Source organism: Mesotoga sp. H07.pep.5.3 (assembly GCF_002752615.1).
In the GTDB taxonomy this organism is placed as follows: domain Bacteria; phylum Thermotogota; class Thermotogae; order Petrotogales; family Kosmotogaceae; genus Mesotoga; species Mesotoga prima.
The window spans coordinates 200,869-227,559 of record NZ_AYTV01000025.1; the positions used below are offsets into that span (position 1 = coordinate 200,869).

At 44.1% G+C, this 26,691-nt stretch carries 24 protein-coding genes; 9 read left to right on the forward strand and 15 right to left on the reverse strand.

Features of this window, described 5'->3' with window-relative positions; translation table 11 throughout:
- Positions 1 to 57 precede the first annotated feature (57 nt).
- The 4 genes from dnaA to V513_RS12065 all read right to left on the reverse strand — a co-directional run bounded on the left by dnaA (position 58) and on the right by V513_RS12065 (position 3,874).
- Positions 58 to 1,401, reverse strand: coding sequence for a chromosomal replication initiator protein DnaA (dnaA, locus tag V513_RS12050; protein WP_099772923.1), 1,344 nt, complete (start codon positions 1,399 to 1,401; stop codon positions 58 to 60).
- Positions 1,402 to 1,596: 195 nt separating this feature from the next.
- Complete coding sequence (locus V513_RS12055) at positions 1,597 to 1,776, reverse strand: ferredoxin (protein ID WP_006487411.1); 180 nt, start codon at positions 1,774 to 1,776, stop codon at positions 1,597 to 1,599.
- Positions 1,777 to 1,808: 32 nt separating this feature from the next.
- Entirely contained in the window at positions 1,809 to 2,732 is a 924-nt protein-coding gene (locus V513_RS12060; protein ID WP_099772924.1) for a hydroxyacid dehydrogenase, read from the reverse strand.
- The gene (locus V513_RS12065; RefSeq protein WP_099772925.1) at positions 2,732 to 3,874 is read right to left on the reverse strand and encodes a pyridoxal-phosphate-dependent aminotransferase family protein; all 1,143 of its coding nucleotides are present in this window, start codon (positions 3,872 to 3,874) and stop codon (positions 2,732 to 2,734) included. Before V513_RS12065 ends, V513_RS12060 begins: the two co-directional genes overlap by 1 nt.
- Positions 3,875 to 4,211: 337 nt before the next feature.
- On the opposite strand from V513_RS12065, the gene V513_RS12070 reads away from it, so the two are divergent.
- From V513_RS12070 to V513_RS12085, 3 genes are all read left to right on the forward strand, one after another.
- Positions 4,212 to 5,144, forward strand: a complete 933-nt coding sequence (locus V513_RS12070; RefSeq protein ID WP_257212105.1) for an NHL repeat-containing protein — start codon at positions 4,212 to 4,214, stop codon at positions 5,142 to 5,144.
- 63 nt (positions 5,145 to 5,207) lie between these two features.
- Positions 5,208 to 6,194, forward strand: coding sequence for a hypothetical protein (locus tag V513_RS12075; RefSeq protein ID WP_099772927.1), 987 nt, complete (start codon positions 5,208 to 5,210; stop codon positions 6,192 to 6,194).
- A gap of 968 nt (positions 6,195 to 7,162) precedes the next feature.
- On the forward strand, positions 7,163 to 7,384 hold the full coding sequence (locus V513_RS12085; protein WP_099772928.1) for a hypothetical protein: 222 nt from the start codon (positions 7,163 to 7,165) through the stop codon (positions 7,382 to 7,384).
- Positions 7,385 to 7,623: 239 nt separating this feature from the next.
- Here the strand turns inward: V513_RS12085 and V513_RS12090 are convergent, their stop codons facing one another.
- The 7 genes from V513_RS12090 to V513_RS14285 all read right to left on the reverse strand — a co-directional run bounded on the left by V513_RS12090 (position 7,624) and on the right by V513_RS14285 (position 16,825).
- Positions 7,624 to 9,507 (reverse strand): beta-galactosidase, encoded by a 1,884-nt coding sequence (locus V513_RS12090; RefSeq protein ID WP_099772929.1) that lies wholly within the window; start codon positions 9,505 to 9,507, stop codon positions 7,624 to 7,626.
- Positions 9,504 to 10,322, reverse strand: coding sequence for a carbohydrate ABC transporter permease (locus V513_RS12095; RefSeq protein WP_099772930.1), 819 nt, complete (start codon positions 10,320 to 10,322; stop codon positions 9,504 to 9,506). The genes V513_RS12090 and V513_RS12095 overlap by 4 nt, the downstream gene beginning before the upstream one ends.
- Positions 10,319 to 11,191 (reverse strand): carbohydrate ABC transporter permease, encoded by an 873-nt coding sequence (locus tag V513_RS12100; RefSeq protein WP_099772931.1) that lies wholly within the window; start codon positions 11,189 to 11,191, stop codon positions 10,319 to 10,321. The genes V513_RS12095 and V513_RS12100 overlap by 4 nt, the downstream gene beginning before the upstream one ends.
- Before the next feature lie 53 nt (positions 11,192 to 11,244).
- The gene (locus tag V513_RS12105) at positions 11,245 to 12,462 is read right to left on the reverse strand and encodes an ABC transporter substrate-binding protein (RefSeq protein ID WP_014732014.1); all 1,218 of its coding nucleotides are present in this window, start codon (positions 12,460 to 12,462) and stop codon (positions 11,245 to 11,247) included.
- Between the two features lie 16 nt (positions 12,463 to 12,478).
- Positions 12,479 to 13,429 (reverse strand): LacI family DNA-binding transcriptional regulator, encoded by a 951-nt coding sequence (locus V513_RS12110; protein ID WP_014732013.1) that lies wholly within the window; start codon positions 13,427 to 13,429, stop codon positions 12,479 to 12,481.
- Between the two features lie 2,223 nt (positions 13,430 to 15,652).
- On the reverse strand, positions 15,653 to 16,480 hold the full coding sequence (locus V513_RS12125) for an alpha/beta fold hydrolase (RefSeq protein WP_099772935.1): 828 nt from the start codon (positions 16,478 to 16,480) through the stop codon (positions 15,653 to 15,655).
- A 210-nt stretch (positions 16,481 to 16,690) separates the two neighbouring features.
- Positions 16,691 to 16,825: a hypothetical protein gene (locus V513_RS14285; RefSeq protein WP_257212106.1), complete on the reverse strand. Its 135-nt coding sequence runs from the start codon at positions 16,823 to 16,825 to the stop codon at positions 16,691 to 16,693.
- Positions 16,826 to 17,423: 598 nt separating this feature from the next.
- Here V513_RS14285 and V513_RS12135 point away from each other — a divergent pair.
- A complete protein-coding gene (locus tag V513_RS12135) occupies positions 17,424 to 18,077 on the forward strand; it encodes a manganese efflux pump MntP (RefSeq protein WP_257212107.1) in 654 nt (217 codons plus the stop codon).
- Here the strand turns inward: V513_RS12135 and V513_RS12140 are convergent.
- From V513_RS12140 to V513_RS12150, 3 genes are read right to left on the reverse strand one after another with little or no spacing between them, the layout of a single operon-like run.
- The gene (locus tag V513_RS12140) at positions 17,970 to 18,467 is read right to left on the reverse strand and encodes a flavodoxin family protein (protein WP_099772937.1); all 498 of its coding nucleotides are present in this window, start codon (positions 18,465 to 18,467) and stop codon (positions 17,970 to 17,972) included. The two genes, V513_RS12135 and V513_RS12140, sit on opposite strands and share 108 nt — an antisense overlap.
- Before the next feature lie 16 nt (positions 18,468 to 18,483).
- Positions 18,484 to 19,602: a beta-aspartyl-peptidase gene (iadA, locus tag V513_RS12145; RefSeq protein ID WP_099772938.1), complete on the reverse strand. Its 1,119-nt coding sequence runs from the start codon at positions 19,600 to 19,602 to the stop codon at positions 18,484 to 18,486.
- Positions 19,603 to 20,832 (reverse strand): S41 family peptidase, encoded by a 1,230-nt coding sequence (locus V513_RS12150; protein WP_099772939.1) that lies wholly within the window; start codon positions 20,830 to 20,832, stop codon positions 19,603 to 19,605. It lies immediately after the preceding gene.
- A 208-nt stretch (positions 20,833 to 21,040) separates the two neighbouring features.
- Between V513_RS12150 and V513_RS12155 the strand changes: the two genes are divergently transcribed.
- The 4 genes from V513_RS12155 (at position 21,041) to V513_RS12170 (ending at position 24,703) form a co-directional block, all read left to right on the forward strand.
- Positions 21,041 to 21,628, forward strand: a complete 588-nt coding sequence (locus V513_RS12155) for a glycerol-3-phosphate acyltransferase (protein ID WP_099772940.1) — start codon at positions 21,041 to 21,043, stop codon at positions 21,626 to 21,628.
- Position 21,629: 1 nt separating this feature from the next.
- A complete protein-coding gene (locus tag V513_RS12160) occupies positions 21,630 to 22,787 on the forward strand; it encodes a glycosyltransferase (RefSeq protein WP_099772941.1) in 1,158 nt (385 codons plus the stop codon).
- Between the two features lie 74 nt (positions 22,788 to 22,861).
- Positions 22,862 to 23,629, forward strand: a complete 768-nt coding sequence (locus V513_RS12165) for a metallophosphoesterase (protein WP_257212111.1) — start codon at positions 22,862 to 22,864, stop codon at positions 23,627 to 23,629.
- 138 nt (positions 23,630 to 23,767) lie between these two features.
- On the forward strand, positions 23,768 to 24,703 hold the full coding sequence (locus V513_RS12170) for an inorganic phosphate transporter (protein WP_099772943.1): 936 nt from the start codon (positions 23,768 to 23,770) through the stop codon (positions 24,701 to 24,703).
- Here the strand turns inward: V513_RS12170 and V513_RS12175 are convergent, their stop codons facing one another.
- On the reverse strand, positions 24,704 to 25,345 hold the full coding sequence (locus V513_RS12175) for a TIGR00153 family protein (RefSeq protein WP_014732002.1): 642 nt from the start codon (positions 25,343 to 25,345) through the stop codon (positions 24,704 to 24,706). It abuts the gene before it with no gap.
- A gap of 267 nt (positions 25,346 to 25,612) precedes the next feature.
- On the opposite strand from V513_RS12175, the gene V513_RS12180 reads away from it, so the two are divergent.
- Complete coding sequence (locus V513_RS12180; protein WP_099772944.1) at positions 25,613 to 26,536, forward strand: GNAT family N-acetyltransferase; 924 nt, start codon at positions 25,613 to 25,615, stop codon at positions 26,534 to 26,536.
- The last annotated feature ends 155 nt before the right edge of the window (positions 26,537 to 26,691 follow it).

Sequence of the window (26,691 nt, forward strand, 5' to 3'; positions counted from 1 at the left end):
AGATTAGTTGCGCTTAGACAAGAAAAGTAGAAAGAGATCTGGCAGCCTAACGAAATTTTATACAGCGGCCGAATTTGAAGTTATTATCCCGATGACATCGTCGTACAGGAGTTTTGTTGCTCCCTTGCCCATCATCACACTCTTGTCGATCTTCTTCAGTGAGTGTATCACCGTTGAGTGCTGTTTTCCGGTTTCACGCGCTATTTCAGTTACTTGCTTACCAAAATGGTTCTTCAGAATGTACATAGTTAACTGCCTCGCAAGAACAATGTCCTTGCTCCTGCTCCCAGATTCGATTTCTTTCTTAGTAACCTTCATCGTCTTCTCAATCGCGGAGTAGATCTGGTCAATCGGCCTCTGGAATGCTGGAACGTTTATCGAGCCAGTGAAAGACTGGAGAATCTGGGTTGCCAGAGATAGATCTATCTGTGATCTAAAGACACTACTGTGTACAATCAGTTTTATAATTGCTCCACGCAATCTTCTAAGGTTACCATCGATGTTGTCCGCGAGAACTTTGGCAACATCATCCGGGAGAGAGACGGATTCCCTTTGAGCAAGCTGCTTGGCAATATGAAACCTAGTTGATGGACGGGGTTCTTGAATTGACATCAGCATTCCCATCTGGAACCTTGACTTAAGCCTGCTGTGGAATGTCTCTAACTCCTCGGGATTTCTGTCGGAGCAGATTATCAACTGTTTCCCCGAATCGTGAAGTTCATTGAAGGAGTGGAAAAACTCATTCTGGACACCTTTCTTGCCTATTAGAAACTGAATATCGTCTATCAGAAGGATATCGGATTTCTTCCTGTAATGATCTCTGAACTTCTGAATGTTGTTCTCTTTTATCGACTGAATCATGTCGTTCATGAACTGTTCGCTTGTTATGTAGAGAACCTTCTTGTCAGGAAAGTTGTTCATGGTCTCCTGAGCTATCGCCTGCAGAAGATGAGTCTTTCCCAATCCCACTCCCCCATAAACAAAGAAGGGATTATACTTCCCCGGATTCTGGGTTACGTCCAGAGCCACTTCATAGAGGGCTTTGTTTTCACTTCCCACAACGAAATTACTGAACGTATACTCTGGATTTAGATTTGAAATCATCAGAGGCTTTCTCTTCAACAGAGAACCGGATATCTGGTCGCTGGTCGAATCTACAGAGGGAGTCTCCTTGTTCTTGTACACAATTTCAAAAGCGACTCGTCTGCCGAGAATCTCGGCTATAGAATCGGAAATAACAGCTCCATATTTTGTCTGAAGCCAGTCCTTGATGAACAGGTTAGCGACCGAGAAAACGACTCTTTCATCTTCGACTACCTTCAACTCAAATGTGGAGAACCAGTTGTCCCACGTTTTCTTTGAGACCTTCTTCTTCAGAGTGCTTATAATAGAATTAGACACAACGACCTCCACGGGATAATAGCTCTAACCCTGAAGCGAACCGCAAAATAGGAAATATCGAATAATAAGTTTTTCCGAAGCAATTACTACTATACCAGACTTAACACTCAGAAAAAATAGACAAATTTTGTGTTCCACTATAGAAAGGGGCAGATCATTTGTCTGCCCCTACATGTGAACGTTAAGAATTGGAAACTATTCTACTTTTATTGCCTGAACTGGACAGGAGTCTGCAGCATCCTGAGCACAAGCCGCTTCCGTCTCGGGAACAATAACCTCGGCCTTTCCATCATCATTCATTTTGAAAACCTCGGGACAGATTCCCTCGCAAACTCCACATCCAATACAAGTATCTTTGTCCACGTAAACCTTCAACGTTTACACCTCCACCAGAAAAATCATGTGAATTATAGCATGCTCTTACATTCTTCTACGATAATCTTGGCCATTTCAAGGCCAACCCTTTTCTGACCTTCAGTCGTGCTTGCTCCAACATGAGGGACACATATCACATTGCCCAACCCGATCAATTTCCTTCTAAGTTCGTCAGAAGGGGGCTCTACTTCAAAAACATCCAGGGCAGCTCCGGAAACCTTTCCAGAAACCAACCCGTTATATAGGGCCTGCTCATCAATTGTTCCGCCTCGGCTTGCGTTAATGATGATAACGCCGTCTTTCATCGCTGAGATCTCTTTTTCGCCAACAATGTGTTTCGTTTCGGCTGTTAAAGGAATGTGGAGCGAGATGACATCTGATTTACTGAATAGAGAATCCAGTGAGGAAACAAGTTCAATTTTCATCTCAGTTTCCTTTACAAATGGATCGTAAGCACAGACATTCATTCCAAAAGCAATAGCCCTCTTCGCGACTTCTCGGCCTATTGCCCCAAATCCTATAAGGCCAATCGTCTTGCCGAATATCTCTGTACCTTTCATTTCCGTCTTTTCCCACTTTCCTTCCTTGATGCCGTACGTACCTCTTGGAATGTGCCTTACAAGGCTGAGAAGCAAACCGAAAGTGAGTTCGGCCACCGAGATGGCGTTGGCTCCAGGTGTGTTTCTAACCATTATGTTGTGCCTTTTCGCAGCCTCAAAGTCAACATTGTCCAGTCCAACTCCGGCCCTTGCAATCAACTTTAGCTTCTTTCCGGCATCGATCACCTCAGAGGTTACCTTCGTTGCACTTCTCACGACCAAGATCTCTATTTCGGGCATCTTCTTCAGCAACTCATCTTTATCTAGATGCTCAGCAGTTATCTCGAACAGCTTGCTGTCCTCAAGGATCTTCATTGCATCCCTGTCGAGAGGATCGTTGACATGTAGTCTAAGCATCAAGCGCCCTCCTTCTCGAAAATCTCCATAGCAACTCTTGCTCCGGTTCCGTACTCCACCTTAAACCCTAGCCTTCTGAGGACTTTCTCAAGAGATGTCAGGGCAATAATGATATCGTAGTCCGACATATACCCGAGGTGGGCTATCCTGAAGATATTTCCTTTCATCGAACCCTGTCCGCCGGCTATCGTTACTCCATATTCGTCTCTCATTATGGAGACTATTTTGCCTCCGTCGACACCTTCAGGCACCTTGACAGAAGTAAGCACATTTCCCGGCCTCTTGGAGAAAAGCTCCAGCCCCATGGCTTTTATGGCTTCTCTTGTTGCCTTTCCCATTAGTTCGTGTCTCGCCCACACGTTTTCCATTCCTTCTTCGAGAAGCATTTTTACGGTAAGACTCTGCTGATAGATCAGGTTGACAGCTGGCGTCCATGGAATAGGATCCTTCAAGTATTTCTTCAGGTTGAAGTAAAAACTGGTAGAACTAACGTTCTTGGACTTTTCGATAGCTTCTTTACTGAACGATATGAAAGCCAGTCCAGGAGGTAGCATAAAACCCTTTTGAGAGCCAGATACAACTATATCAAGCCCCCAGTCATCGGTAAGCAAACGTTCGGCAACTAAACCACTAATGCCATCTACTGCGATGAGTTTGCCTGCTTTCTTCACAACTTTACTTATGCCTTCGATATCCATTACTGTTCCAGTAGACGTCTCGCTAAGGGTTGTAAGAACTGCAACTGCATCGGGGTTTTCATTCAGGGCTCTTTCAACCATTTCCGGGGTGTAGAAGTCTCCATAATCTCTTTCAACCAAGACTATCTCCGCACGAAAAGTCTTCGCAAGTTCAACCCATCTCTCGCCAAACTTTCCAACGCTACAGACTATTAACTTCTCTCCGGGATTGACTATGTTCGCAACGGCCATTTCCATCGCTCCCGTACCGGAAGAAGCAAGAATAAAGAGATCGTTTTGTGTCTTGAAAACCTCCTTCGTGCCGTTTACCGCATTTTCAAAGATCTTATTGAACTGCGGAGTTCTGTGATGAATCGTATCCTTTGCACCCTCAAGCAGAACGTCGATAGGAACCGGCGTCGGACCTGGTGCAAGTAAGTAGTTCTTCTTGATCATCTTTGCCAATTGGGCCACCTCCAATCCAATCTGGTTTGTAATGGGTTTCTATACTCAACGCTCCATCATAAAATTGACCACAAAAGATTACTTATGAGGGGAACTGCGGCTCATCTATAGTTTAGAGCACTGCGGCCTCCCTGACAACGCCCTGTATTCTCAAATTAAGTCTTTAGTTGCTCTTAAAAGCATCCCATCACTTTTTTGCTTTGTTTTGCTCCTCTATCAATCTTGTGCTGCAATTCGCCATGCTCCTCAGACATTTTTTGAAACGACTGTATAAGAACGACAGATTTCTGATACTTCGAGTGCTAATATCAGACAAGCAAATAAAAAGCTTGAAGGGGTGAAGTCTTTGAAGAATTTTGTCCTTTTGCTTTTGGCACTTCTTGTTTCCGTTCCATCGTTTTGTTCTTCTGCAATTTTCCAAAAGTCTTGGGGAGTTCAGGGAACTAAGAATGGTCAATTCAGCGATCCGCAAGGGATTTTCGTTGACGGAAAGGATTTAGTCTACGTTGCTGACACTTTGAACCACAGAATTCAGGTATTCGACAAAAACGGCAAATACAAAACCTCATTTGGAAGCTATGGCAGCGAAAACGGAGAGTTTCTCTTTCCTCACGATATAGTTGTAGATTCAAAGGGTTTCATCTACGTGGCGGATTCTCAGAATGGAAGAGTACAGAAGTTTTCAAGCAAGAACAAGTTTGTTAAATCTTGGGGAGGCAAGGGACCGGAACCCGGTCAGTTCGATGGACCGATGTATCTTGCAATCGACAGATCTGATCGTATATACGTTGGTGATGCGTTCAATCAAAGAGTTCAGGTATTCGACAATGAAGGAACACTTATACTTACTGTGGGAGCGAAAGTCGGGATGTTTGATGCAATGAATCCCGGGAATCTTGCAACAGTATCTGGTCTCAGTGTTGACAACAATGGATACATATACATCTCGGACTATATAGTGAGAAGAATTCAGAAGTATGATCCCGAGGGAAACTTTGTTGCTGAATGGGGCTCCGGTTATAGCGGAAAATGGGGGCAACCCGGAGGGTCAACAATCGATAGCTCTGGTAATCTTCACTACATAAATAAAATGAATAATATGGTTGTTGTTCTTGACCCGAAAGGCAGCTTCCTTTTCGAGTGGGGAGGTTCAGGAACAGCACACGGTTTGTTCACGAGACCGATTGACCTCTATTTCAGTGATGATGGCTCAGTGTTTGTGCTTGAGCAATCGGGCAACAGGATCCAGAGGTTCGGCATTTCTTACTGATGGAAGATTGAAGTAGAACAGATTCAACGTGAGAAAAGCGAGAAAATAAAGGAGGTTAGTTTTATGAAAAAGTTCACTATTCTATTGTTGTTGGTATTGTCGGTTTCAAGTATTGCACTTGCGCAACGGCTATTGCCTCAGGATAGTGCAAGGTTCATAAGCATTGTCACAGAGGGAACTTTCAATAACTTTCCAGACAATTTGATCGGTGAATCATTTGAAGCGTTCTTTGAAATGCCCAGGTGGAAATATTCTAAAGAGGGAACCGAAAACATTGTCGAGTTCAGCGGCAACTATCTTGATGAAAATGGTGAAGCGGCAACGGTAAAGATGCGCTTCTCAGTCAAAGAAGAGGATTCAACCTTCATAATGAATTACTGGGAGATCAACGGTGTTCCTCAGGATAACAGTAATCAGTTCGCGTTCCTGGAAAAGATCTTCCTGCCTGAGCGGGCAGACGTCGCAATCTCAGTAGTTAAGGACGGCTATTTTTACGATTATCCCGACAAGATAATCGGCGAGTCTTTCAGCACCTATTTCTCAGATGGGAGCTGGGATTACTTCGTTACCGCCGACAATCAGGATGTCGTTGAGTACATTGGCTTTCTTTACGAGGAAGATGAAACTGTAGAAACGGTTTTCCAATTCACCGTGAACTTGGATGAACGTACTTTCGACATTGAGTATCTGGGAATAGACGATGTCTCTCAGGACGATGCAGCTATCGACTCGCTGCTTGCTTCGATAATGGACTCCAAGATCACCGAAGTCAAAAACTCCTATTTCGATGTTTACTACAACTGGATGACCCTGGGTGAAGCATTCGATGGCTTCTTCTACGAACCACATTGGGACTACTTCGTTTCAACTGACGATCTCGATATAGTTGAATTCTACGGAACATTTGACCTAGGTGGGATTCCCGCCGAAGTATATGCGCAATTTGAAGTTTATGAAGACGGTACCTTCGATCTTTACTACTGGGAGATAGACGAGCAATACGAAACTATAAACGCGTTTTATCTACTTCTAGAACTTATCTACTACTGATAAACAACCACAGAGGGCCCACAAGGGCCCTCTGTTTTTTTGTGTAAGTTTTGAGGTAAAGCAGTATCGATTGATCCAGGATGTATGCGCTTTCCTTTGCAAACACCATTTCCCTCAATCTGCAGAACTTCCAAAAATCATGCAAGCTTCCGAAAGGTTCAGGTGAGAATTTTGTTTACGGAAGCGATCTACGGATCTGTCAAGGTGAGAAGGAGGTTTATATGAGAAGGATAGATTTGTTCTTGCGTTGATACTGCCGGTGCTCTGATTTCCGGAATATCGGTTTTTGGGAGATCCACGGATATTTTTCGCGAAGATCTTCACCTTTCTACATTTTCTGAGCTCAGCCCAGTATTCACTTCTACAGCCCTATCGAGATCCAACGTCAAGTCAAACAATCCCGCTCATGTTACAATTCGTTGTTCATTTTTCGATTTACAGCCCTTGAGACTTTGGTCTACCGGCAACCACATGGCTCTTTATTCTTCGGTGCAGGCATTTACTTGCGAGCTGAAAGTACTTCCCCACACAAGGAAAATAAGACGGGTGGCCTAGAATCGGCCGGAGCACCCGTAGTAGCTCTCGATGAACTCGGAACATATGAGGCAAGGGCTATGACCTTTCCCGACTAAACAGGTGGCAGAACGATTCTCACCAGGCCGGGATGCATCTCGCTTGGAGCGAACTGACATCCGAGTAATGCAAAGACTCTCCGCAAGGTGTTCGCAAAATTTCGGGCGTTGAACCGATAGCAATACTTGGAACAACAAATGACGAGCTTGAAGAACGAAAGGTCATGACGGCGAAAAAGCATATGTTGCAGTAGAAGGGAACGTTTACCACGTGATCGAGCTTGCTCTTTGGAGAAACGGTTATCATCAGGGTCAACCCCATGGTGCCGGACGAGAACTGACTAGAGACATACTCGCAGACTCTCCACATGGAACCGCCGAAGTCGAGAAGGATATTTGGTAGGTCTGCTTGTCTTCACTCGAGAGCAACTCTCAAGATTCAACGGCATTGAAGAACCTAGGCGGCTGGTTTCTCACAACGGCGCAATATTCGATTTTACAGATCTAGAATCCTGGGAAATCGATTCTGGGGTAGACATAGGTGCAAACGCCGCAGCTTCTGAAATAGAATTGCTAGAAACGCCGGTCAAAATTGGCTGCCCTGTCATTGATGAATAGAACCCATGAGAAGGGGTTCTATCTGAACCATGCTGTGTTTCAATCTTAAATGTTGGTTTGTTTTTCGCGCAATTGTCGGATGAAAGGCAAATTACTGTGTTGTTGTGGGCATGAGCAGACTAAGAATTTGCGAGAAAGAGTTCTTCAATAATAAACGGGGCTCAGAAGTATCAGTTCTTCCTGTAGTGGCCATGTCACAGTTGGGTCGCGCGAATTTACTTTCCAAAACATGAAGGAACTCATCGATTATTCTTAGATAAGCCAGTTTGGACTCTCCTGACCTCGTACTCGTTAAGAGTGTAGTCCTTCCCACCGACTTCCATTGTTATGCTATGTGGAAAAGGATTTTGAAGAATCGTGTTAGATTCGCCCTTAATAACTCTTCCAGGCCCACTTGCTTTTCTTTCTATTCCGGCTTCAATAAGAAGAGTTTGGAAAGACACGATTTCAGGAACTGTGCTCAAGTAATACATGTTCGCTCTCTTTATTAGAGCAGGATGATTAGTAAAAGGCCCATTTAGATAGACGGCAAGTACCTCACAATCTTCGCTCGGGAGAATTTTCTCTACGACAAAGGAGCCATTGAAAACATGGTCGGCAAAAGATATCTCTACTTTCGTCTCAATTCCTCCTGCATCAACGACTCTAAGACCCATTAGTTCAGTGATAAAACTTTCTTCGGTCTTCTTGATGAAATTGCGCCCATCTTTTTGATCCGTAAGAGCCGTGAAGAAAATATCCCCTTTAAACTTCCTCAGCTCTTCGACGAAGCATCGTTCAAGTTTGAAACTTGAAGGAACGAAAGCCAGTAAATACCCTTCCAATGAATCGCCGGGAAAAACGAAATCCACGCTATAACCAAGACTTCTAACTGACTTATAGACCGGCAAAATTCCGTCTATCAACAAATCGAATTTGTTGTTCAAATTGTCCGTATCATTTATCCAAAAATTCTCATAGTCAATGTAAATCGCCGCTTCTCTTTGTGGAACAACAACACTCCAGTCTGTTAATTTTTCTATAGCTTTTGAAAAAGCTTGTGCACGTTCAGTGGGTTCACCATCATAGTCGATTAATCCAGTATGAAATTGCTCTGAACCAAAAGGCAGTTGCCTGAATCTGAAGATCAGCGATCCGAATGCACCGTGTGCAAAAGACTGCTTTACCCAAAATGACAGCTGACTGCTTTCGTATGAAGGATTCACAGCGCGCCAGTTAACCCTTCCTGGCTGTTGTTCCATGACAAGAAAGGGCTGTTTCTTGAGGGAGCGCATCAGATCATGGTTGAGAGCTTGAAGATCTGGATCGTAATCCCCTACAATGTAGTTGTCCCATGATACGAAGTCGATAGAGTCTGAAAGCTTCTTATAGTCTATCTCCGTAAAGTTCACCATAAGATTGTGGGTTATAGGTGCTTCGCTCTTTCTCATGATGATCTCCCTCTGCAGATTATGATAGTCTATCGCAGAATCAGAGGAAAATCTCCTATAATCTAGTACCAGGGAAGGGTTTGGCGAAGTAAGAGTCCTTCTCGGCGGTTCTATCTCTTCCCAGTCATTGAAAATCTGACTCCAAAAAACCGTTCCCCAAGCTTTGTTAAGCTTATCGATTGAACCATACTTTTTCTTCAGCCAATCCCTGAATGCAACCGCACAATCCTCGCAAAAGCAGACTGTAGAATTGTGACATCCAAATTCATTATCGATTTGCCATGCAACTATCCTCGGATCGTTGCCAAAGTGATCGGCAAAAGCTTCGACTATTCTTGATGTCTCCTCACGATAGATCTTCGAGTTGAAACAGTAATGCCTTCTACTGCCACTTGCTATGACGAGTCCGTTGACATCCTTCTGAAGTATCTCAGGGAACTCTTTCGTTAGCCAGGGTGGAGGCGTACAGGTAGGAGTTCCCATAATCACTTTTATTCCTTCTGAATCGAGAAGATCAACCGCTTCATCGAGAACGGAAAAATCAATTTCGCCTCGTTTTCTCTCGATTACGCTCCAGGAGAATTCTCCTATCCGTACTACGTTGATCCCGATTTCTCCCATTGTTCTTACGTCTTTTTTCCAACGCTCACGAGGCCAGTGCTCCGGATAATAAGCCGCTCCAAACCAATTCATCCCTTAACACTCCCAACTGTAAGTCCTTCTATGAAGTACCTCTGGAAAAGAAGAAATACTACCAGAGGGACGACTGCTGCAATTATAGACCCGGCAGCCATAACATTCCAGCTCGTAATCCACTGACCCTGAAGATTTACAAGACCTAAGGTAACAGGCTTGAATCTGTCGCTTTGTATCAGTATTAGAGACCAAAGATAGTCGTTCCATATCCATGTGAACTCGAGAATTCCCAAAGCTGCCATAGCAGGTACTACGAGAGGCAAAACGATTCTTCTGTATATCAAGAAGTGACCGGCTCCGTCAATCATTGCAGCGTCGAATATACTTGCAGGAATTGTCTTCATGAAGTTCCTCAAAAAGAAAGTGCAGAAACCAAGCTGAAATGCAATATGAAAGAGAATAACACCGATATAGCTATCGTAGATTCCGAAAGAGATCGACATACGATATACCGGTATCAAGAGCATCTGAAACGGAATAAGCATGCCGCCCACAAAAGTCATCAAAATAGTTTTGGAAAGTCTGAAATCGTACCATGCCAATGCAAATGCGCCCAGACTGGAAAGAAACAGCGCGCCAAGAACGGAAGGCACCGTAATTATAAATGTATTCATAAAGTATCTGCCCATATTGGCGTCCTGCCAAGCAGTTGCGTAATTCTCGAATCTTAGTTCTTTAGGTGGTTCCCACCATCTTCTTCCCATCATGAGTTCATCCATGCTCTTCACTGAAGTAAACATCGTTATGACAAAAGGCATTAGCCAGACTAGCACCAGGAGGGTGGCGAATATGTAGAAAAGGGTCTTCTTCATTCGCTTCCGACCTCCTTTTTCAACACATTCCGCATATATACCACAATGAATACCAGAGTAATCAAGAACTGAATAGTTGCAATTGATGATCCGTAGCCCATCCTGTAATTGTTGAATGCCTTAATGTACATGTAGTTCGCCATCACAGATGATGAGTAGAAAGGTCCGCCGCGTGTCAGAACATAGACAATATCGAAAGCTCTGAGAGAATCGATAACGCTTACCGTAACGGCCACAACGGTCGCGGGCTTGAGCATCGGAAGCACGACGTTCCAGAATCTCTTCCAAGGACCAGCGCCATCAACCGTGGCAGCTTCAACTAGTTCCCTCGGAACTCCCTTAAGCCCGGCAAGAAAAAGAACCATAGCGTAAGAAATCTGCCTCCAAGACGCTGCCATTATCAGAGAGTAGGTTACTATGGAGGGGTCGCTCAACCACGAAACACCTTTGAATCCCAGCAACGCCAAAAAACTGTTCAAAACGCCGCTTTTTGGCTCGAGAATCCAGGACCAGATCTGTCCAATGACAACGAACGAAAGGGTCATAGGAAGATAGACAAGTGTCTTGTAAAGCTTGTTTCCCCGAAAGTTCTGGTCTAGAAGAAGAGCAATCCCCAGGCCCGCAGGTACGCATACCACCGCAAATCCAATCAGCCACTTAATATTGTTGATCAAGGAAACAATGAAATATGGGTCTCTGAACAATTCTCTGAAGTTGTCCAGGCCAATAATATCTTTGGACATCGAGACCCCGTCCCAGCTGGTGAAGCTGAGAAGAAGCGTACTGATCAATGGATATATGACCCATATAGAATACATCGTAAGAGGAAGGGCAAGGAAAGCCCATGGAACCCATCTCTTGCTTCTCATTATTTCCTCCAAATGAAGGGTGGGTCCTGTCGACCCACCCTGTACAGAAAGCCTTATTTGTAGATTCTGTTTCGTTCGGCTTCGAGATTCTTTAGAATCGTATCGAGTCTGGAAGGGAAGGTCATGAATTCCACAAAGCCGTTCATACCTGCATTAGCCATTTCTGGATCGGTATCCCGATCGTAGAACTGCATTACTCCGTCAGATGAAAGTATCATTTCCAGGCCTTTCTTAGCATGGTCGTCCGGTGCGGGAACATGCTTATTGGCAGCCAATCTTCCAAGTTCCGTGGCAAAGTATTCTTGCGCTTCCTTCGAAGCGATGAATTTGAGGAATGTCTTGCCTGCCTCTTTGTTCTTGGCATTTGCCGGCATCATGAAGCCGTCGATTGGTGTGTCTTCGTAAAGACCAAGATTACCATCAATAATAGGGAACCTGAAGAAGTCAAGATCATCCTTCACATCAGGTGGAGCAACATCCTTTATGAACTGCCCCATCAGGTACATGCCTGCTTCTCCTGTGAAGAGATAGGTGGCAGCTTCCTGCCATGTGTAGGATGTTGCATCCTCAATGAAATAACCGTTTTCTACAAGCTGTTTCCAGTACTCGAAAACCGCCTTCATCCCATCGTCAGTATATGGGATTTCTCCGTTTGTCAGCTTTAGAGCGTAATCGATTCCGTTAACTCTCATGTTCAGGTAATCAAAGACCCCGGCGGCAGTCCATAGATACTTTGTCCCAATGGTTATAGGGATCATGTCATTTGCCTTCAATGTCTCACAGACGTCCAGAAATTGCTTCCAAGTCAGGGGTACGGTGATCCCTAGTTCTTCGAAAACGGATTTTCTATAGTACACACCCCACCAGTACCATGATTGAGGTAGGAAATAAATACGATCTTCGTAACTAGAAGCGCTAACAAATGCCTTTGGAAAATCTGCTTCAAATCCATTCTCAAAGATATCACCAATTGGTTCGAGAAGATCCTTGCTGGCAAAATATCTCATTCTTTCACCAGCAAACCAGGTGACAACGTCAGGCGGATTGGATGAAGTAAGCCATGTTCTGAGAAGCACTTTGAAATCCTCATGTGCAAACGTGTTCACGGTTACCTCAAAGTCCGGGTACATTGATTCGAACTGTTGTACAAGTTCCTCAAAAACTCTCTTCGGTTCCGGGTCAGACATATAGGAATTCACAACCAGTTGTTGAATCCCTAAGCCTACCAGAGCCACCGAAACGAACAGAATGACCAACAAAACTCTTTTCACTTTCGCCACCTCCTGTTTACGCGCTCTTGCGTCGTATGAATTCCGGTGTAAAGACCATTTTTCTTACCTCGTCTCCCAATATTGTCTTGAAAGCTTCTTTCACCATGCTACGAATCGGAATTCTTAAAGTTGTTATGCCAGCAATTTCGGCCATATAAACATCGTCATAGCCAATAACCTTAACTTCACTTCCTAGTTCTACTCCCCTTTCTTCCAATGCCTTCATCACTCCCAGAGCCATCATGTCGTTGTAGCAAAAGAAAGCCTGAGGAAGTCTCTGCATTTCACTAACAGTTGCACAAGATGCCTTCCAATCAACCTCACAATATATCACTCTGTCTTCAGGCACATGTCCAAAACCTCTCATAAACCCTTCCATTCTTCCTCTTGTAGTAAACTTGCGAGGATTCCCCATCATCATTACAACATCGCTAATTCCAACACTCTTGAGATAAGCTCCTGCCTTCGCCGCACCTGTGATTTCATCGATGGAAACCTCCGAAATTTCGTCGTTTTCGAAATGAACGCCGAAGGAAACTACTTCTGTTCCCGAATTAATCACATCAATTAAGTGAGAGCTCTCATATCCCTCAGGAGCCACCAGGATTGCATCAACCTTTATGTCCAGAAGCGACTTTATAGCCTTTCTCTCCTGATTAAGCTTCTTGCTTGTGTCTGAAACAATAATGGCCATATTGTTCTCTTCAGCAAGGTCTTCGAGATCTCCAACCACCTGTGAATAGAATGGGTTCCTGATATCGGAGACCACTATCCCAATTCTGCCAGTCTTTCCACCCCTGAGAATTCTCGCATCTTTGTGAGGCTCATAGCCCAGCTCACTTATTGCTCTTAGGACTCTATTTCTGGTTTCATCGCGTACCGAATCCTTAGAGTTGATCACTCTAGATACTGTCATCATGGATGTCCCGGCTTTTTTTGCTACTTCTCGCAAGGTGGCCCTTTTCACAAACGATCCTCCTCTGCTTGTTAACGTTAACAGTTAACGTTAACATTATACATCCGATTATTCGGTTGATTAAACCCGTATACTCCTGATCCGGATGAAAGAGGGGGGATCTGGATCGAATGAAGGCGATTTTCTTTCTTAGATGCAAGAAAACGACGTGAGTGATGATTTTTCATTGGCGTTAGGAAGAAATCTGGACTTTCTTGCTGAATTGATTTTTATGAAAGAAGCAGGATTTCCGCAGTTTTAGCTTTCAGTGCTCCATGCCTTAATTTCTTGAGTTTCTTGCTTGTTCACCTTGAAAGCCTGGTGAGTCTGAGCGAAGGCAGTTGTCGATATGGCAAATTCCTAAGATAATCTCGAGAGACGATCCAGAAGATCGTTTGGATGCCTGAAGGCGAACCGATTATCAGACGAAGCTAACCCTCTGCACGGTCCGATCATGATAGAAGCGAATCGTTGCTGTCTTTGAACAAGAAAGGATCAGAGAAGTTGCTGGAAATCTTCCGTAAAGCTGCTGATTTACAAGAAGAGTTTGTATCCATGAGAAATTCTTTCTCTTTGAGTCAACTCCATACAAGCATTTTGGATAGTTGGGGTTGCAGATTTCCTTGCGTAATGGCCAGAGCTGTAGTCCAGGGGACCTTCAAAGTTTGGGTTGCAGGATAATTTGCTATTTGAATAGGGGGAGCACAGGGATAAAGAAAACTGTCCCACCAGGACTTGAGCTTCTCTTGGCATCGACTCTTGTTTATGCCGTAGGGCAGCAGTTCAGAGGAAAGAGAAACGGTCAGCCTATCTCTTAAGAGTGGCGGGTTTTGTTGATGAAGATGAAGTCAAAGTGAGTGAGTTGTTTCCAAACGAAGGGCAGATGCTTTGGCATTGGCTGAGAGACGGCAATCTCAAGAGGATGAATCGCCCGACAAAGACAAGGGTCATCAAAGAAACTTCGCCAATCGCTGAGACTGGAGTCCAGTTTCGAAAAGGAAGGCAAAGCCCCTCTTTTTCTATATCAGGTAGCGCAAGTACTGATTGATATTCCCGGGGAAGTGATTTCATGTTCTAACCCAATGTAAATGATTTACATGAACTTGTTCCTCGGCGAAAAATGAATCGAAATCGCATAATCAATTGCTACGAAGATCGTCCCCACTGGCAGGATGAAGATCATTAGATTGGTATATGAACCAATCCTCGCATGGTATTCGGCAGATGGATTCAAGAACCAGTATGGATAGAAACCGCTTAATGCATTGCGACCGACAGACACGGCTGCGTATCCAGAAGGTTGAAGAAGTTGCAACAGGGGGTAGAAAAACTTATGGGAGCATCTCTCCTAAATTAGCACCCGGTTTATGATTCCACCGAGTGGAGTAACACAGTGAACGAGAGTGTCTGCAATTAGAGCCACTCCCTTCGGCTGATGTAACCGGATAGGAGGAGGTAAATACGCATGTAACGGTTATCCAGAGAACTGAGTCACCGTTTACGATTCGCAATAGTTAACCGACTTTGTGTGATTTCCAGCCTTTCCAGTCAGATACAATATTCAGAAAGGTAACTATCGAAACGATCAGGTTAGTCTGCAATGTGTAATAATTGAACTTGGCAAAAGCCTCAGAAGGCCTTCTAGAAAGTAATAGCTGCAGAACGACTCCCAAAACGGTAACGAATAATAAGACAGACCTGAAATTTGCTTTTTACACTCTTCTTCAATACAGGCCCACCATGTTTGGAGTGCGATTTTCTAGTACGGTTTTTCCTGATTTACATTATTCTAAGCCAGGTGGGCGTTCAGAATACGATCTCTTTCTTCCTGAACCAACGCTTCACAAATGATTGCAACTTTCGATCGAAAAGATTTAGACGAAACAGCAAATGAACATAGATATTTCGTTCATTAGATTGAGTCTCGTTTATGATCTTACTTTTTGAGATTAAGAAGTATAATGAAGTAGATGTTACAGAATGTTCAAAGGAGGAGACCAATAAATTTATTCGATCTGATCTCACAAAAACTCAATGATGAAGATACGTCTTCAGAACTCGCGAAATCTGTTGGAACTACTCCAGATAAGGTAAAGAAGGTAACTCAACTGGGACTGCATTCTGGTGTGAAAGTAGTACCTGTTAATCTCTATTGCAACGTGCCTGAATAAACTCATTTAGTGACACTAATGATGTCAGGTCTGTCAGAAAGATCTACGAGCGAAATCCCGCGACCTACTGTACATGTAGATTAGAATTCTTCATGATGAATCCAAGAAGCAAGCTGTTAAGCACATCCGGCTTCTCAAATATTGTCACATGACCGCTATCAGGAATAATTGCGAACTCGGACTTCTGGATTCTATCTGCTATGATCTTGGAGAACTTTTTGGGCTTAAGTATATCCTCTTCCCCACATACTACAAGTGTCCGACAGCTAATTCTTTCAAGAAGGTCGGTCATGCAAACGTCCCCTAAGAAAGTTTCGTATAGGGCAATCTGCCCTTCAAAGTAATCGGAACTGGCTTTTTCAAGGGCCATCGCTCTCTCTTCGAGCATCTTAAAGTTCTTTCTAATGAATGAATCACCATAGATTGTCGGTACCATGTTCCAGAAGAACTTCCTCGGATCTCCAGCTTTCGCTGCATCCTTCCAGCCTCCAACAAAAAGCTTGAGAACTTCGTCGAGCTCACTTACCGAATCGATGATCGAAATCGATTTAACGGCTTCTGGAAAATCTATTGCAAATCTGAGGGCCACTTCTCCACCGTATGAAGTGCCTATCAAATGCACCTTTTCGATTCCCAGTTCCTTCATGAGAAGTCTTGCCTCTTCCGCATGTTCTTTGAATGTGTAGGGACCTTCCGGTTTCTCCGAGAGAAGCTGCCCCTTGAAGTCGTGTAGAAGAACCCTGTAGCCAAATCTCTCAAACACACGTGCCTGAAGCGACCAGCTGTTTACTGAAGCCATGACTCCGTTGAAAAAGGCGACGGCTTCTTCCCCCTCTTCATTGCCTCTGATCTCATAATAAAGCTTAACTCCATTGATTGTTCTATAAGCCATTTTATTCTCCTTTCGAAATTCTGCCGTTTAGTGACATGCCATGAAGTGTGGGATTGCGACATTGCTGATCAAAATGCCGATCACCAAATGAACTGATTGCTTCGCGAAAAAATCCCTGAGACCATTTAAACAATTATCTAGAACGGGCCTTTCTTCATCGGTAGCATCAGCAAAGTACTTAGCCATCTGAATATCTATAGAGAGCGAATTCTAAGGAAAACTCTCTACTCTTGCAGGGTGAGGCCTACTCACAAGGTAAAACGTCTCTTCCATCGTGTCATCCATCAGCCAACGTTTCTGATCGACGTCCAGGATAAGCAAGATTGCGTTCCCATAATGTGCCACCGCTTGTCCTCCAAGTCCTTCCGAAAGCTTTTTGTAGTGGTCGATCATTTCATCATCATTCAGAACCTTAGAACTCTGTCTCTTTATCTTTACTCTGGGCTGAAGTTCGGAATCTGAGCCTTCGATGTGAAGACCGGAATCACAGGCAGATACAGGTCTATAGGAAAAACGGAAGTAAATTTCCGCCTTTGCTCGTGGATTGTCCGGCGGATTTGATCCTGTCTCTTAGACAACTGAAAGATGCTCAAAAAAAAAGATAAATCCTTTAATTGCAGATCCAATCCGCAAAGCATCTTCTTCATGCTCATCTCTTTAGCCAGATTTCGTCTGCCGTAGGTTATTACTAATGATGCATCACCTTGATATCATTGTATTCCTTCTTATGATAACACTCTCTCCCCTCAGTTCCAACCTCCAGATTAGGCGTCGTCAAATCGCTTTCCACATACTGCAAGTCTTTGGATGGGATTTTCTGTTTGTGAGATTACTGGAGCCCTCAAAAGATTCGATCAGAGCCGACAAGTCGCCTAATCCGCAGCACAGATTTTTCTGGTGACGATATGCCACTATCTAGTTAGTCTTACTACGGGAGCTCTAAATGGAGAATCTGCTAGTTGCTACGGGTCTTGCATTAGATGCATTCGCCGTTTCGATTTGTACAGGAATATCTCTTCCTGGCGTGACAGGAAGGCATGTTTTCAGGGTATCTTTCCATTTTGGTTTCTTTCAGTTTGGTATGCCGCTCATTGGATTCTTGCCGGTAGCATGCTTCAGAGATTTCATTGTGGATTTTGATCACTGGATAGCATTCATTCTGCTAGCAATAATTGGAGGGAGAATGCTCTACGAGTCTTTTGAAAACCAGGGAGAGGAAATTTGCAAGGATCGAACCAAAGGGCTGACTCTGATCTCTCTCTCAGTCGCCACATCGATAGATGCATTAGCCGTAGGTAGTGCCTATGAGTTTGTAGAAAAACCAGTTATAGAGACTGCTAAAATGACTGGGGTGATCACCGCTTCGCTTTCGGCAATCGGAGTAAGAGGAGGTCAAAGGATCTGCCAGAAACTCGGCAGAGCTATGGAGGCAGTGGGGGGGAACAGTGCTGATAGCAATCGGCACCAAGATACTTCTGGAGCATCTGTTCTAGGTCTCTTTGAAAGCCCTCTCAATAGTGCCAACCAACTGACTGCCGCTCTCCAAAAGCTTCGGCTCTACCTCTTTGATATCCTGCATAATTTGAAGTCCTTTTAGGTTCTTTGAACCCAACACTTTTGCTCCCGCCTTTTCAACTTCTTTTCTGAACCTCTCGAGAGCTTTAACATTGCTCTCACCGGCTCCAACTCCCACAAGATAGACATGCTTACCTTTCAAATCTCCATTCCTTACGAATGTATTCATCTGAGGTGAAGGATGCCACGCAAAAATCGGAGTGAAAAGAACAATCAAGTCGAAACTTCTTACATCGGGCAGTGGCTCTTTCAAAGCGCTTCCTAAACCCAGAAGAGCGGAGAACCCAGAAACAGATTTCCTGGGTTTCAGATCCTCTAGTTTAAAGAGCTTTGCACCGCAAGAACCTGCAAAGCTTTCTGCGATAGCTCTGGTGGAACCCGATCTACTGTAATACACTGCGGCAAATTCCATTCTGATGAGCCTCCTTCTACACTAACAACCGGCCGTTAGAAACAACATGGTCGATGCTAAGATCTCTGTGAAGAAAAACAATACTGGCGATGCCGCCCTTCTTCAGTGTTCCTATCCCATTTTCTGCAAGATGGAAGAATCTGGCAGGATTAATCGTGAAGGGTCTGAGAGCCTCATCAATTGGAAGTCCTTCTTCACTTATAAGCTTTATGAAGCTTTTCATAAGAGTGTCGACCGGTGCTGGTTTTATTCCCACGAGGTTCTTCTCGCTGTCGAACTTCGGAAGTGAACCAAGCCCGTCAGATGATACGCAAATTCTGTCGAATCTGATCTTTCTTCTGTAAATATCGCTTAGAACCAGGTGTGTGTTATCCTCATTTGCAGTTATGTCTATATAGCCACCCTTGCTGCTCACCCAGTCAATGCCCTGAGAAAGGAGCTCTTCAGTACGACAGATATGAGTTGGAATCAACTGAGTTGGACTGAGGGTACCATCTGAAATAGCTTCATAGAGGGGCTTCAACTTCTCCTGACCATCTCCAAGATGTAGAACAACAACTCCTGCCTTGCCTGAGAGCATTCCGGCAACTCGAGCATCCATTGCAAATCTCTGCAATTCTTTGGCGCTCAGATTACTGCTTCTATGATCGGAGATCGCGACTTCGCCAACGCCAATGATTTCCGGTATCAGGACTATGTCCCTCATGATGTCTCCGGTAATCGTCTTTAACGGATACCTGTATGAACCGGTAAGCATGAACGCGTTCAGTCCATCGTTTTGAACGTCTCTGGCCTTTGCAAGGAGAGATATGTGATCTCTCGTAATACCGTCTGTACCTAATAGGCCGACTATGGTAGTAGTACCGACTTCGAGAAACTGCTTCGAGCTACCTTCTGGGGTTCTAGTTGAAAAGCCTCCTTCTCCCCCTCCACCGATAAGATGGACGTGGCCATCAACAAATCCGGGAACTGCGTATGCATCGGAAAGATCAAGAACTCTTCCATTCAATGAAACTATTGCAGACTCATCAATTCGCTCATCTATCTCTAAGATCCTTTCACCCGAAACAAGAATATCCTTTTTTCCAAGAGGCTTCGGTGTGAATACTTCAACGTTTTTGAACAGCGTGATCATTTATTCCTCCTTTTCAATTCTATAGAATTCAACTGCCTCCATTGCCAGATCTCGCATATAGTAGTAGTCCTCAAAAGATCTAATAGCAATGATATCTGGCATGAAAGCCGGTGATGTATCGGAAGTTGTTCTCCAGTAAGTGCTTGAACAACTTACAGATATTCCGGAGTTGGGTAAGACGAATCTCTTCACTTCACCATAATGCCTCGGACTGCCTCCCGTTGGTTCTCCCACAAAGATCGCATTTGTGCGCTTTTTCAGAGAAATGGCATTGAGAACTGCCGAAGAGAAGGTTCCACGATCGATTAGAACAAAAAACTTTCCCGTTCTGTTCAGCCTCCAATCTATCATCATTCTTAGGATGAAGGGTTCCAGAATGACTGAGCTACCTCCTCCGTTTCCTCTAAGATCAATAACGAATTTGTCTACTGCATTGGTCCATGTAAAAAGAAACATTTCGAAGTTGAAAAAAATGAACGGATTTCCTTTTTCTGAGCCACATGACGCGTAATGGAAATGCAGTATCTTTGAGTCAGGGTAATACTGATACCAGTACTTCCTTCCAATGTAAGTTCTGTCGATTTCTTCTATTCTCTTCTGAACCCACTGGAATCCAGTATTCTGAGGCTCAACGAGTACTTCATTGACAACTCCGTTGTTTTCGATCTTAAGAAGCAGATTCCCTTCTTTGTCGGCAAGTCCAAGACCCATCATGATCTCGGGTTTGTTCAAATAGTCAGAGTGAGAATTCATGAAACCCCATTCGTTGTCGTGAGACACAACTCTTCTAAGGGCTTTCAAAGCATCATCAACTTTCATGCCGGATATTTCGAGGACTTTCGAATTAAGAAGTCTCTGTTCACTCTCCGATGTAGCAATTACGTAGAGACCGTCACTGAACCAGTAAGTATATATCGGATAGAGCGTGGAACTGCCTTGAGGATAGACAACCGTATGTCCGTCTCCAATCGACGCAACGATTTCCGTCAGTCTTGTGTAAATTTCGTACCATGACAACTCATCAAGACCTTGCTCAAGGGCTTCAATCGAAGCTTGAAAGACCCCCCGATCTATCCTGAAGAAGGGATTGGGATGAATGCTTATCAGCCTTTCTTCAAGGTACTCGATATCCTCTCTCCAGTCTTCGGAAGAGAGATCAGCGAGATTCTGTACTGAAAATGTGGCTGTCCACATGATCAAAATGATACCTATAAACTGGATTCGCTTCATCTTCACCATCCTTTCAAGTTTCGATGAGATTGTACCATCGACTGAAGTTCTGTCGGTACCAGCAAAGATGAATTTTACTATCGAATTATGGAGCGGAGATTCTGTATAATCCTAATATGAAGCTTCGGTAGCGGTCAGCTTTGCATAATGTCCAGTGAGGGCGAACGGAAAGGGGAGTCTTGCGTTTTTTACATAGGAGGATTGGATCATGTTTCTTTTGTGGACAGCTTTGGGCTTTCTTTCCGGATCAATAATGTACTCAAAAATCCTCTATGAGAAAACTACCGGTAAGAGAATATCGGAAATCGCCGACGGCAATCCCGGCTCATCAAATGTAATTAGAGGCGCAGGCATTATTCTGGGGTTGATTGCGATGGCACTTGACTATTCTAAGGGGTATCTTCCTGTATTGCTAGCGTGCTCTATTGGGGATATTTCAGGCCTAGGACTTGTCCCTGTCGCGATTTCGCCCGTCTTGGGACACGCCTTTTCCCCATTCCTGGGAATGAAAGGAGGAAAGGCAGTCGCGGTTTCTTTCGGTATTTGGTCAGGATTGACCTTGTGGGTCGGGCCGACGATAATCGGTGTGTTAATGTTGTTTTTTACGTTTATTCTGGTACCCAGCACAGATGGTTGGAAGGTCATTCTAAGCATGTTTGGCCTTCTTGCACTTCTACTTGTTCAAAGAAATTTGGTTCTTACCCTGACATGGATACTCAATACTTCTCTACTTGCCTTCAAGCACAGAGATCAGTTGGTCTTTCCAATAAAGCTAAAGTTTTTTGGAGGGAAGTGAGATGGGCTTTCTTCAATCTCAGTCTATCTCGATTTCTGTCTTTCTCGGAATCATGCTAGTAATTACTCTTTCAAATCTTTTCGTGATTAAGAGAATGAGTCGCTTAAAGAAAGCCATTCCTGGACCAATGGTTTCCATTTTGATCCCCGCCAGAAATGAGGAGAAGAATATCTTTGCATGTGTTACGTCTCTCCTTAACCAGGACTACAGCAATATCGAGGTAATAGTGCTTGAAGACTGCTCTTCCGACAGGACGATGGAAATCCTGCAATCACTGGCAAAGAATTCCGACAATTTAAGAATAATCAAAGTGAAGGCGTTGCCCAAGGGTTGGCTTGGTAAACACTGGGCATGCAATCAACTTTCAATGGAAGCAAAGGGGGAGATCCTCTTTTTTACAGATGCGGATACTGTGCACTCGCCGTCGACTGTCTCCTTTGCAGTCAAAGCAATGCAGATAGAAGATCTGGATTTGCTTTCGGCGGTAGTCAAAGAAAGAACCGATACCTTGGGAGAATTGTTGACGGTGCCCTTCATGGTGCACAGCATATTGTCGATTTTCCCCTTGGCCTTAGCCTACAGAACCAAGTTTCGAGCACTTTCTGTCACCTGTGGGCAATTCATGATGTTCAGGAAGAAGTCATATTGTTCTATTGGTGGACATGAGTCCGTAAGAGACCATGGAGTAGATGACCTTTCTCTTGGAAAGCTGATTAAGAAGGCAGGAATGAAGTGGAGGCTTTACAATGCCTCAGACCTTGTTGAGTGCAAAATGTATGAGAGTTTCAAAGATGCTTGTGTAGGTTTTCTCAAGAACTACTTCGCCCTATTCGAATATCGCTTGATTCCGGCGATTTTTGTTTGGACATGGATACTTACGATAAACCTTTTCCCTTTGGTAATGTTAATTCTATTCATTTCCAGTGCGGTTACTTCACCTACAATTGGCATTTCCTCAACGGTTAGCGTGTTGTTTTCAATAATCTTCTGGTTTCTCGCAAGTGCGAAGTTCGGTCTTTCGCCTTTAGTTGTCGTTTTATATCCGCTTATCGCAACGATCTCATCTATCATTGGCTATCTATCGATTATCTTTCACTTCTTTGGATGTACGAAATGGAAAGGTAGGGCCCTTGTAAAGAAGAAATCACGATTTATTTAGTGAAACAGATCGGTACGGCCCAACAATAATGTAAAATGTTAACGCACGACAAAACTGTTTGGGGAAGGTTTCTCTTGAAGCATTGGAAATTCTGGTTGGTTTTTGCTTGCGTTATTGCCTATGTGTTTTTAATCGAACCTAACATTTTGACGGTTGAGAGGCTTACTTTTTCCGATGACCCCTCAGTGAAGATCGCCTTTTTTGCCGATATTCATATATGGACGAAAAAGCCGCTCCACGATCGTATTCTCGAGAAGTTCGCGGATGAGGGAGTCGATTTGATTCTTTTTGGCGGAGATGTTCTGGCTCCGTACACGGATATGGAATACATGGAGAGCTTTCTATCCGAACTTACAGCAATTGCGCCTGTATACGCAGTTTATGGCAACTGGGAAGAGTCGGAAACGACTACGATGCAGAAAGTGTATGAGGAAGTAGGAATAAATGTTGTTCATGCAAACTCAGCTAAAATTCAGATCTCAGATAAGAAACTGGGACTAACGGGAACTCCTTCACATCACTACTTCTCATGGACAAAGTTTCTTCCGGAAGATGACTACGATCTCAAGATACTGATGGTTCACGCTCCAAATCTTCTTGAAGAACGCGAAGACGTTTTGAAGGATTTTGACCTCGTTCTTGCTGGGCATACTCACGGCGGTCAGTTCTACATCCCCTGGTTAACTGAAGCCATTCTTAAGAGCACAAGACGCTTCAGCGGAGATTTCTTCAGAGGTCTCTATCAGATCAATGGGACAAAGGTCTTTGTAACTCGAGGAGTTGGCGGCTGGTTTCCTGGCAGACTCGCAAGTCTACCGGAACTTGTCTTCATTGAGTTCTAGTAGTGTCAGCTCCAATAAATCTTTCTTATCCGTATTTCTGCCGACTTTGATCTTTAATCAAATCCCCAAAGCGGCTTCGAATCTATTAACGGCCGTGATATAATCAATCAAATTTCCATTCTCCTGTTGGAGGCTATTATGTTTTTTGCGATAATACCTGCTGTTGTTTTCGGCTGGGCTTTGGGTGCGAATGACGCTGCAAACGTATATGGAACAGCGGTTACTTCAGGTCTCGTAAAATACCGCGTCGCGGTGGTGCTCTCTGCTATCTTCATAGTTATTGGTGCGCTCCTGGAGGGTTCCAGGGGACTGGAAACAATCTCCAGTGTTAGCAGTCAGACACTTCTAACTGCTTCTGTAAGCACAATTGGAGCGGCTCTTTCAATGACAATAATGACATATCTGGGAATCCCTTCCTCTTCCTCCCAAGCAATGATGGGGGCAATTCTGGGGATAGGGATCCTAAACTCAACAGTTGACTGGTCGGTTCTAACTAAAGTAGTCATCTGCTGGATAGCCACCCCTATAGGGGCAGCCATTGGTTCATTCTTTCTCTACAAGTTATCTGCGATTCTATTCAGAAGAATAAAGACAATACAGGCTCAGGATCTTTCACTTAAGATTGGAGCACTGATTATAGGTGCGTACGGCTCATATGCTCTTGGTGCAAACAACGTCGCTAACGTCACCGGCCCGTTAGCAGGCATAATTCCCTACGAAACCGCCGCGCTAGTCGGTGGACTAAGTATTGCCCTTGGCGTCCTGACATTCAGCAAGAGAGTTATGCTCACTGTCGGAAAGCAGATTACGTTGCTCGATCATTTCTCCGCTGTGATAGCCGTGCTTTCCCAAGCGATAACTGTGTGGGTTTTTGCTGTAATAGGAGTTCCAGTTTCAACTTCTCAGGCAATAGTTGGTGCAGTAATTGGTGCAGGCCTTGCAAGAGGTTCCAGCGACATTAACTTCAAGATCCTACGAAATATCGCTCTAGGATGGTTACAAACTCCGTTGATCGCCGGATTCGTATCCCTTGGGCTTTATTTGATTGCCAATGCCGTTAAGGGGCTCTTCTAACTAGACTCTTCTCTTTAGAACGATGATTTCCATACGGTCGGAGCAATCCTCCGAATAATTAGCTATATCACCAATCGAAAGAACCAGTTCCCGCAGCTGCCTCTTCTCGGCAAGTGTGAGATCCATTTCAAAGATCCTTTTTATAAGTGCCCGCTCGTGGCTGTCCTCAACGTTCTCGAGACGTTCCGTTTCTTTTATCATCTCCTCGGCTACACTCAACTCCTGAAAGAGGTTTAGGGCTGCCTCCTTCGATACTTCATATGTTTTAATTGCCAGCTGAGCCTGTTTTAGCAGATCATTCCTGAGCTCTGGAGGTACCGAGAGATGTTGCAGTATTATCTGGTCAACGACATTTTCCGCTTCATTAGCCACCTTATCGAACGTTTCTGCAAGGCCGAGAAAATCTCCACGAAAATTGGGGAGGAAGGCCCCTTGATACATGGAATTTTCCATCTCGCGCCTCTTTGCATCTGCAGCCGATTCCATTTTTCTTACCTCTTCCGCGTAAATCTCTATCGACATAGAATCCTCACTCTCAATGGCAAGAAAGACCTTTTCAAGGTTCTCCAGAGTCTTTGAGATGAAATCCAGGTGCTCGTGGAAAAGTTGAATAATCGCCACTTCTTTCTTACCAAAAAACATTAGTGGTCCACCTCCGGGCTTCAAGATACTTGCAAATCCACTAGAGTCTCTGTTTTCCCTCACTTCATCACACCCTAAGAACTTGATTTTCTGTGCAACGCTTGACAAACTCTAGTAGATTCTATTATTTATATATTATGCCACTTTTATCCCAGAGTTATCCGGGGTAACTTGATAAGATGATGATGTTTGATCAGTGATGATTGTTAATAAGTATGAGAAGTGGCACTTTATCCATTTTGAGATCATTCAAGCGGAGGTTCATAAGTGAAAATTCAGGGCTATTCAAAGGACTTCAAGCAAAGGATGTTAGACATTCAGTTAGATTACGAAAGAAACCATCCGGATGCCGAGAAATTCACAGCTGACGATTTCAGAAATCCCTTGCTGAACGGAAGAAAGAATATTCTTCTGGCAGTCGATAATGGAAGGGTTCTGGGATTCTCAAGATTCTTCGCCCGGCAGAATTTCTCAAGAGAGTTCTTTCATCACATTTGGCTCGAAATAATACTCGAGCACTTCGCAGATCCGGATCTAATGTCTGCCCTTTACAAAGCTTCGATTCCTTTGATTATCGAATTCACGAAGGGCTTCTTTCCGGCCGCAGGGAAGCGAATATGTGTAAAAATTGCCGACACCGAGAAGACTAAGAGTGATTTCTTTTCCTCTGTAGGATTCACTCACTGGATCGACTTTATTTACATGAAGAAGGATCTCAGTGAAGAGATCTCTTCTCATAGTCTTCCTGAAGGTTTGAATATCGCAAAGCTGAAACTCAGAAGAGAGCCGGAGATTTTGCAGTATCTCAGGGTTGAGCAGATATGCTTTCCCGATTCCCCACTAGAATACAAGTATCTCAATTACTTCTTCAGTAGAGCCGAATGGAGACGAGAAGGCGTAATAATTGCCGCCATCGATGCCGGAGGAAACATTGCAGGAAGTGTAATGATTTATCCCGATGCTCAAAACAGTGATAAGTGCTACACTGAGGAAATCTTTGTGGTACAAGAGTGGAGAGGAAAGGGCGTGGCGAGAGCCCTTTTGGCGACTTCTCTTACATACCTTAAGAAACTGGGCAAGACACGGGCAATTCTATCGGTGACGTCTGACAGAACCTCGGCAAAGAAGATCTATGAAGAAGCCGGATTCAAATTTCGGCTAAAGAGAAGAGTTCTCGCACTGGAAATATAAACGATAGTTATCAACTCCTGTTCACCTACCATTGTCTGACGGCCCAAAGGCGTCAAGGTATTGTGATAAACGAGTGAATTGCATATTTACTTATGATCGAACACACACTTCTCTTGTTTGCACTCTGTCATCATTATCTATCACACTCTCAAGCG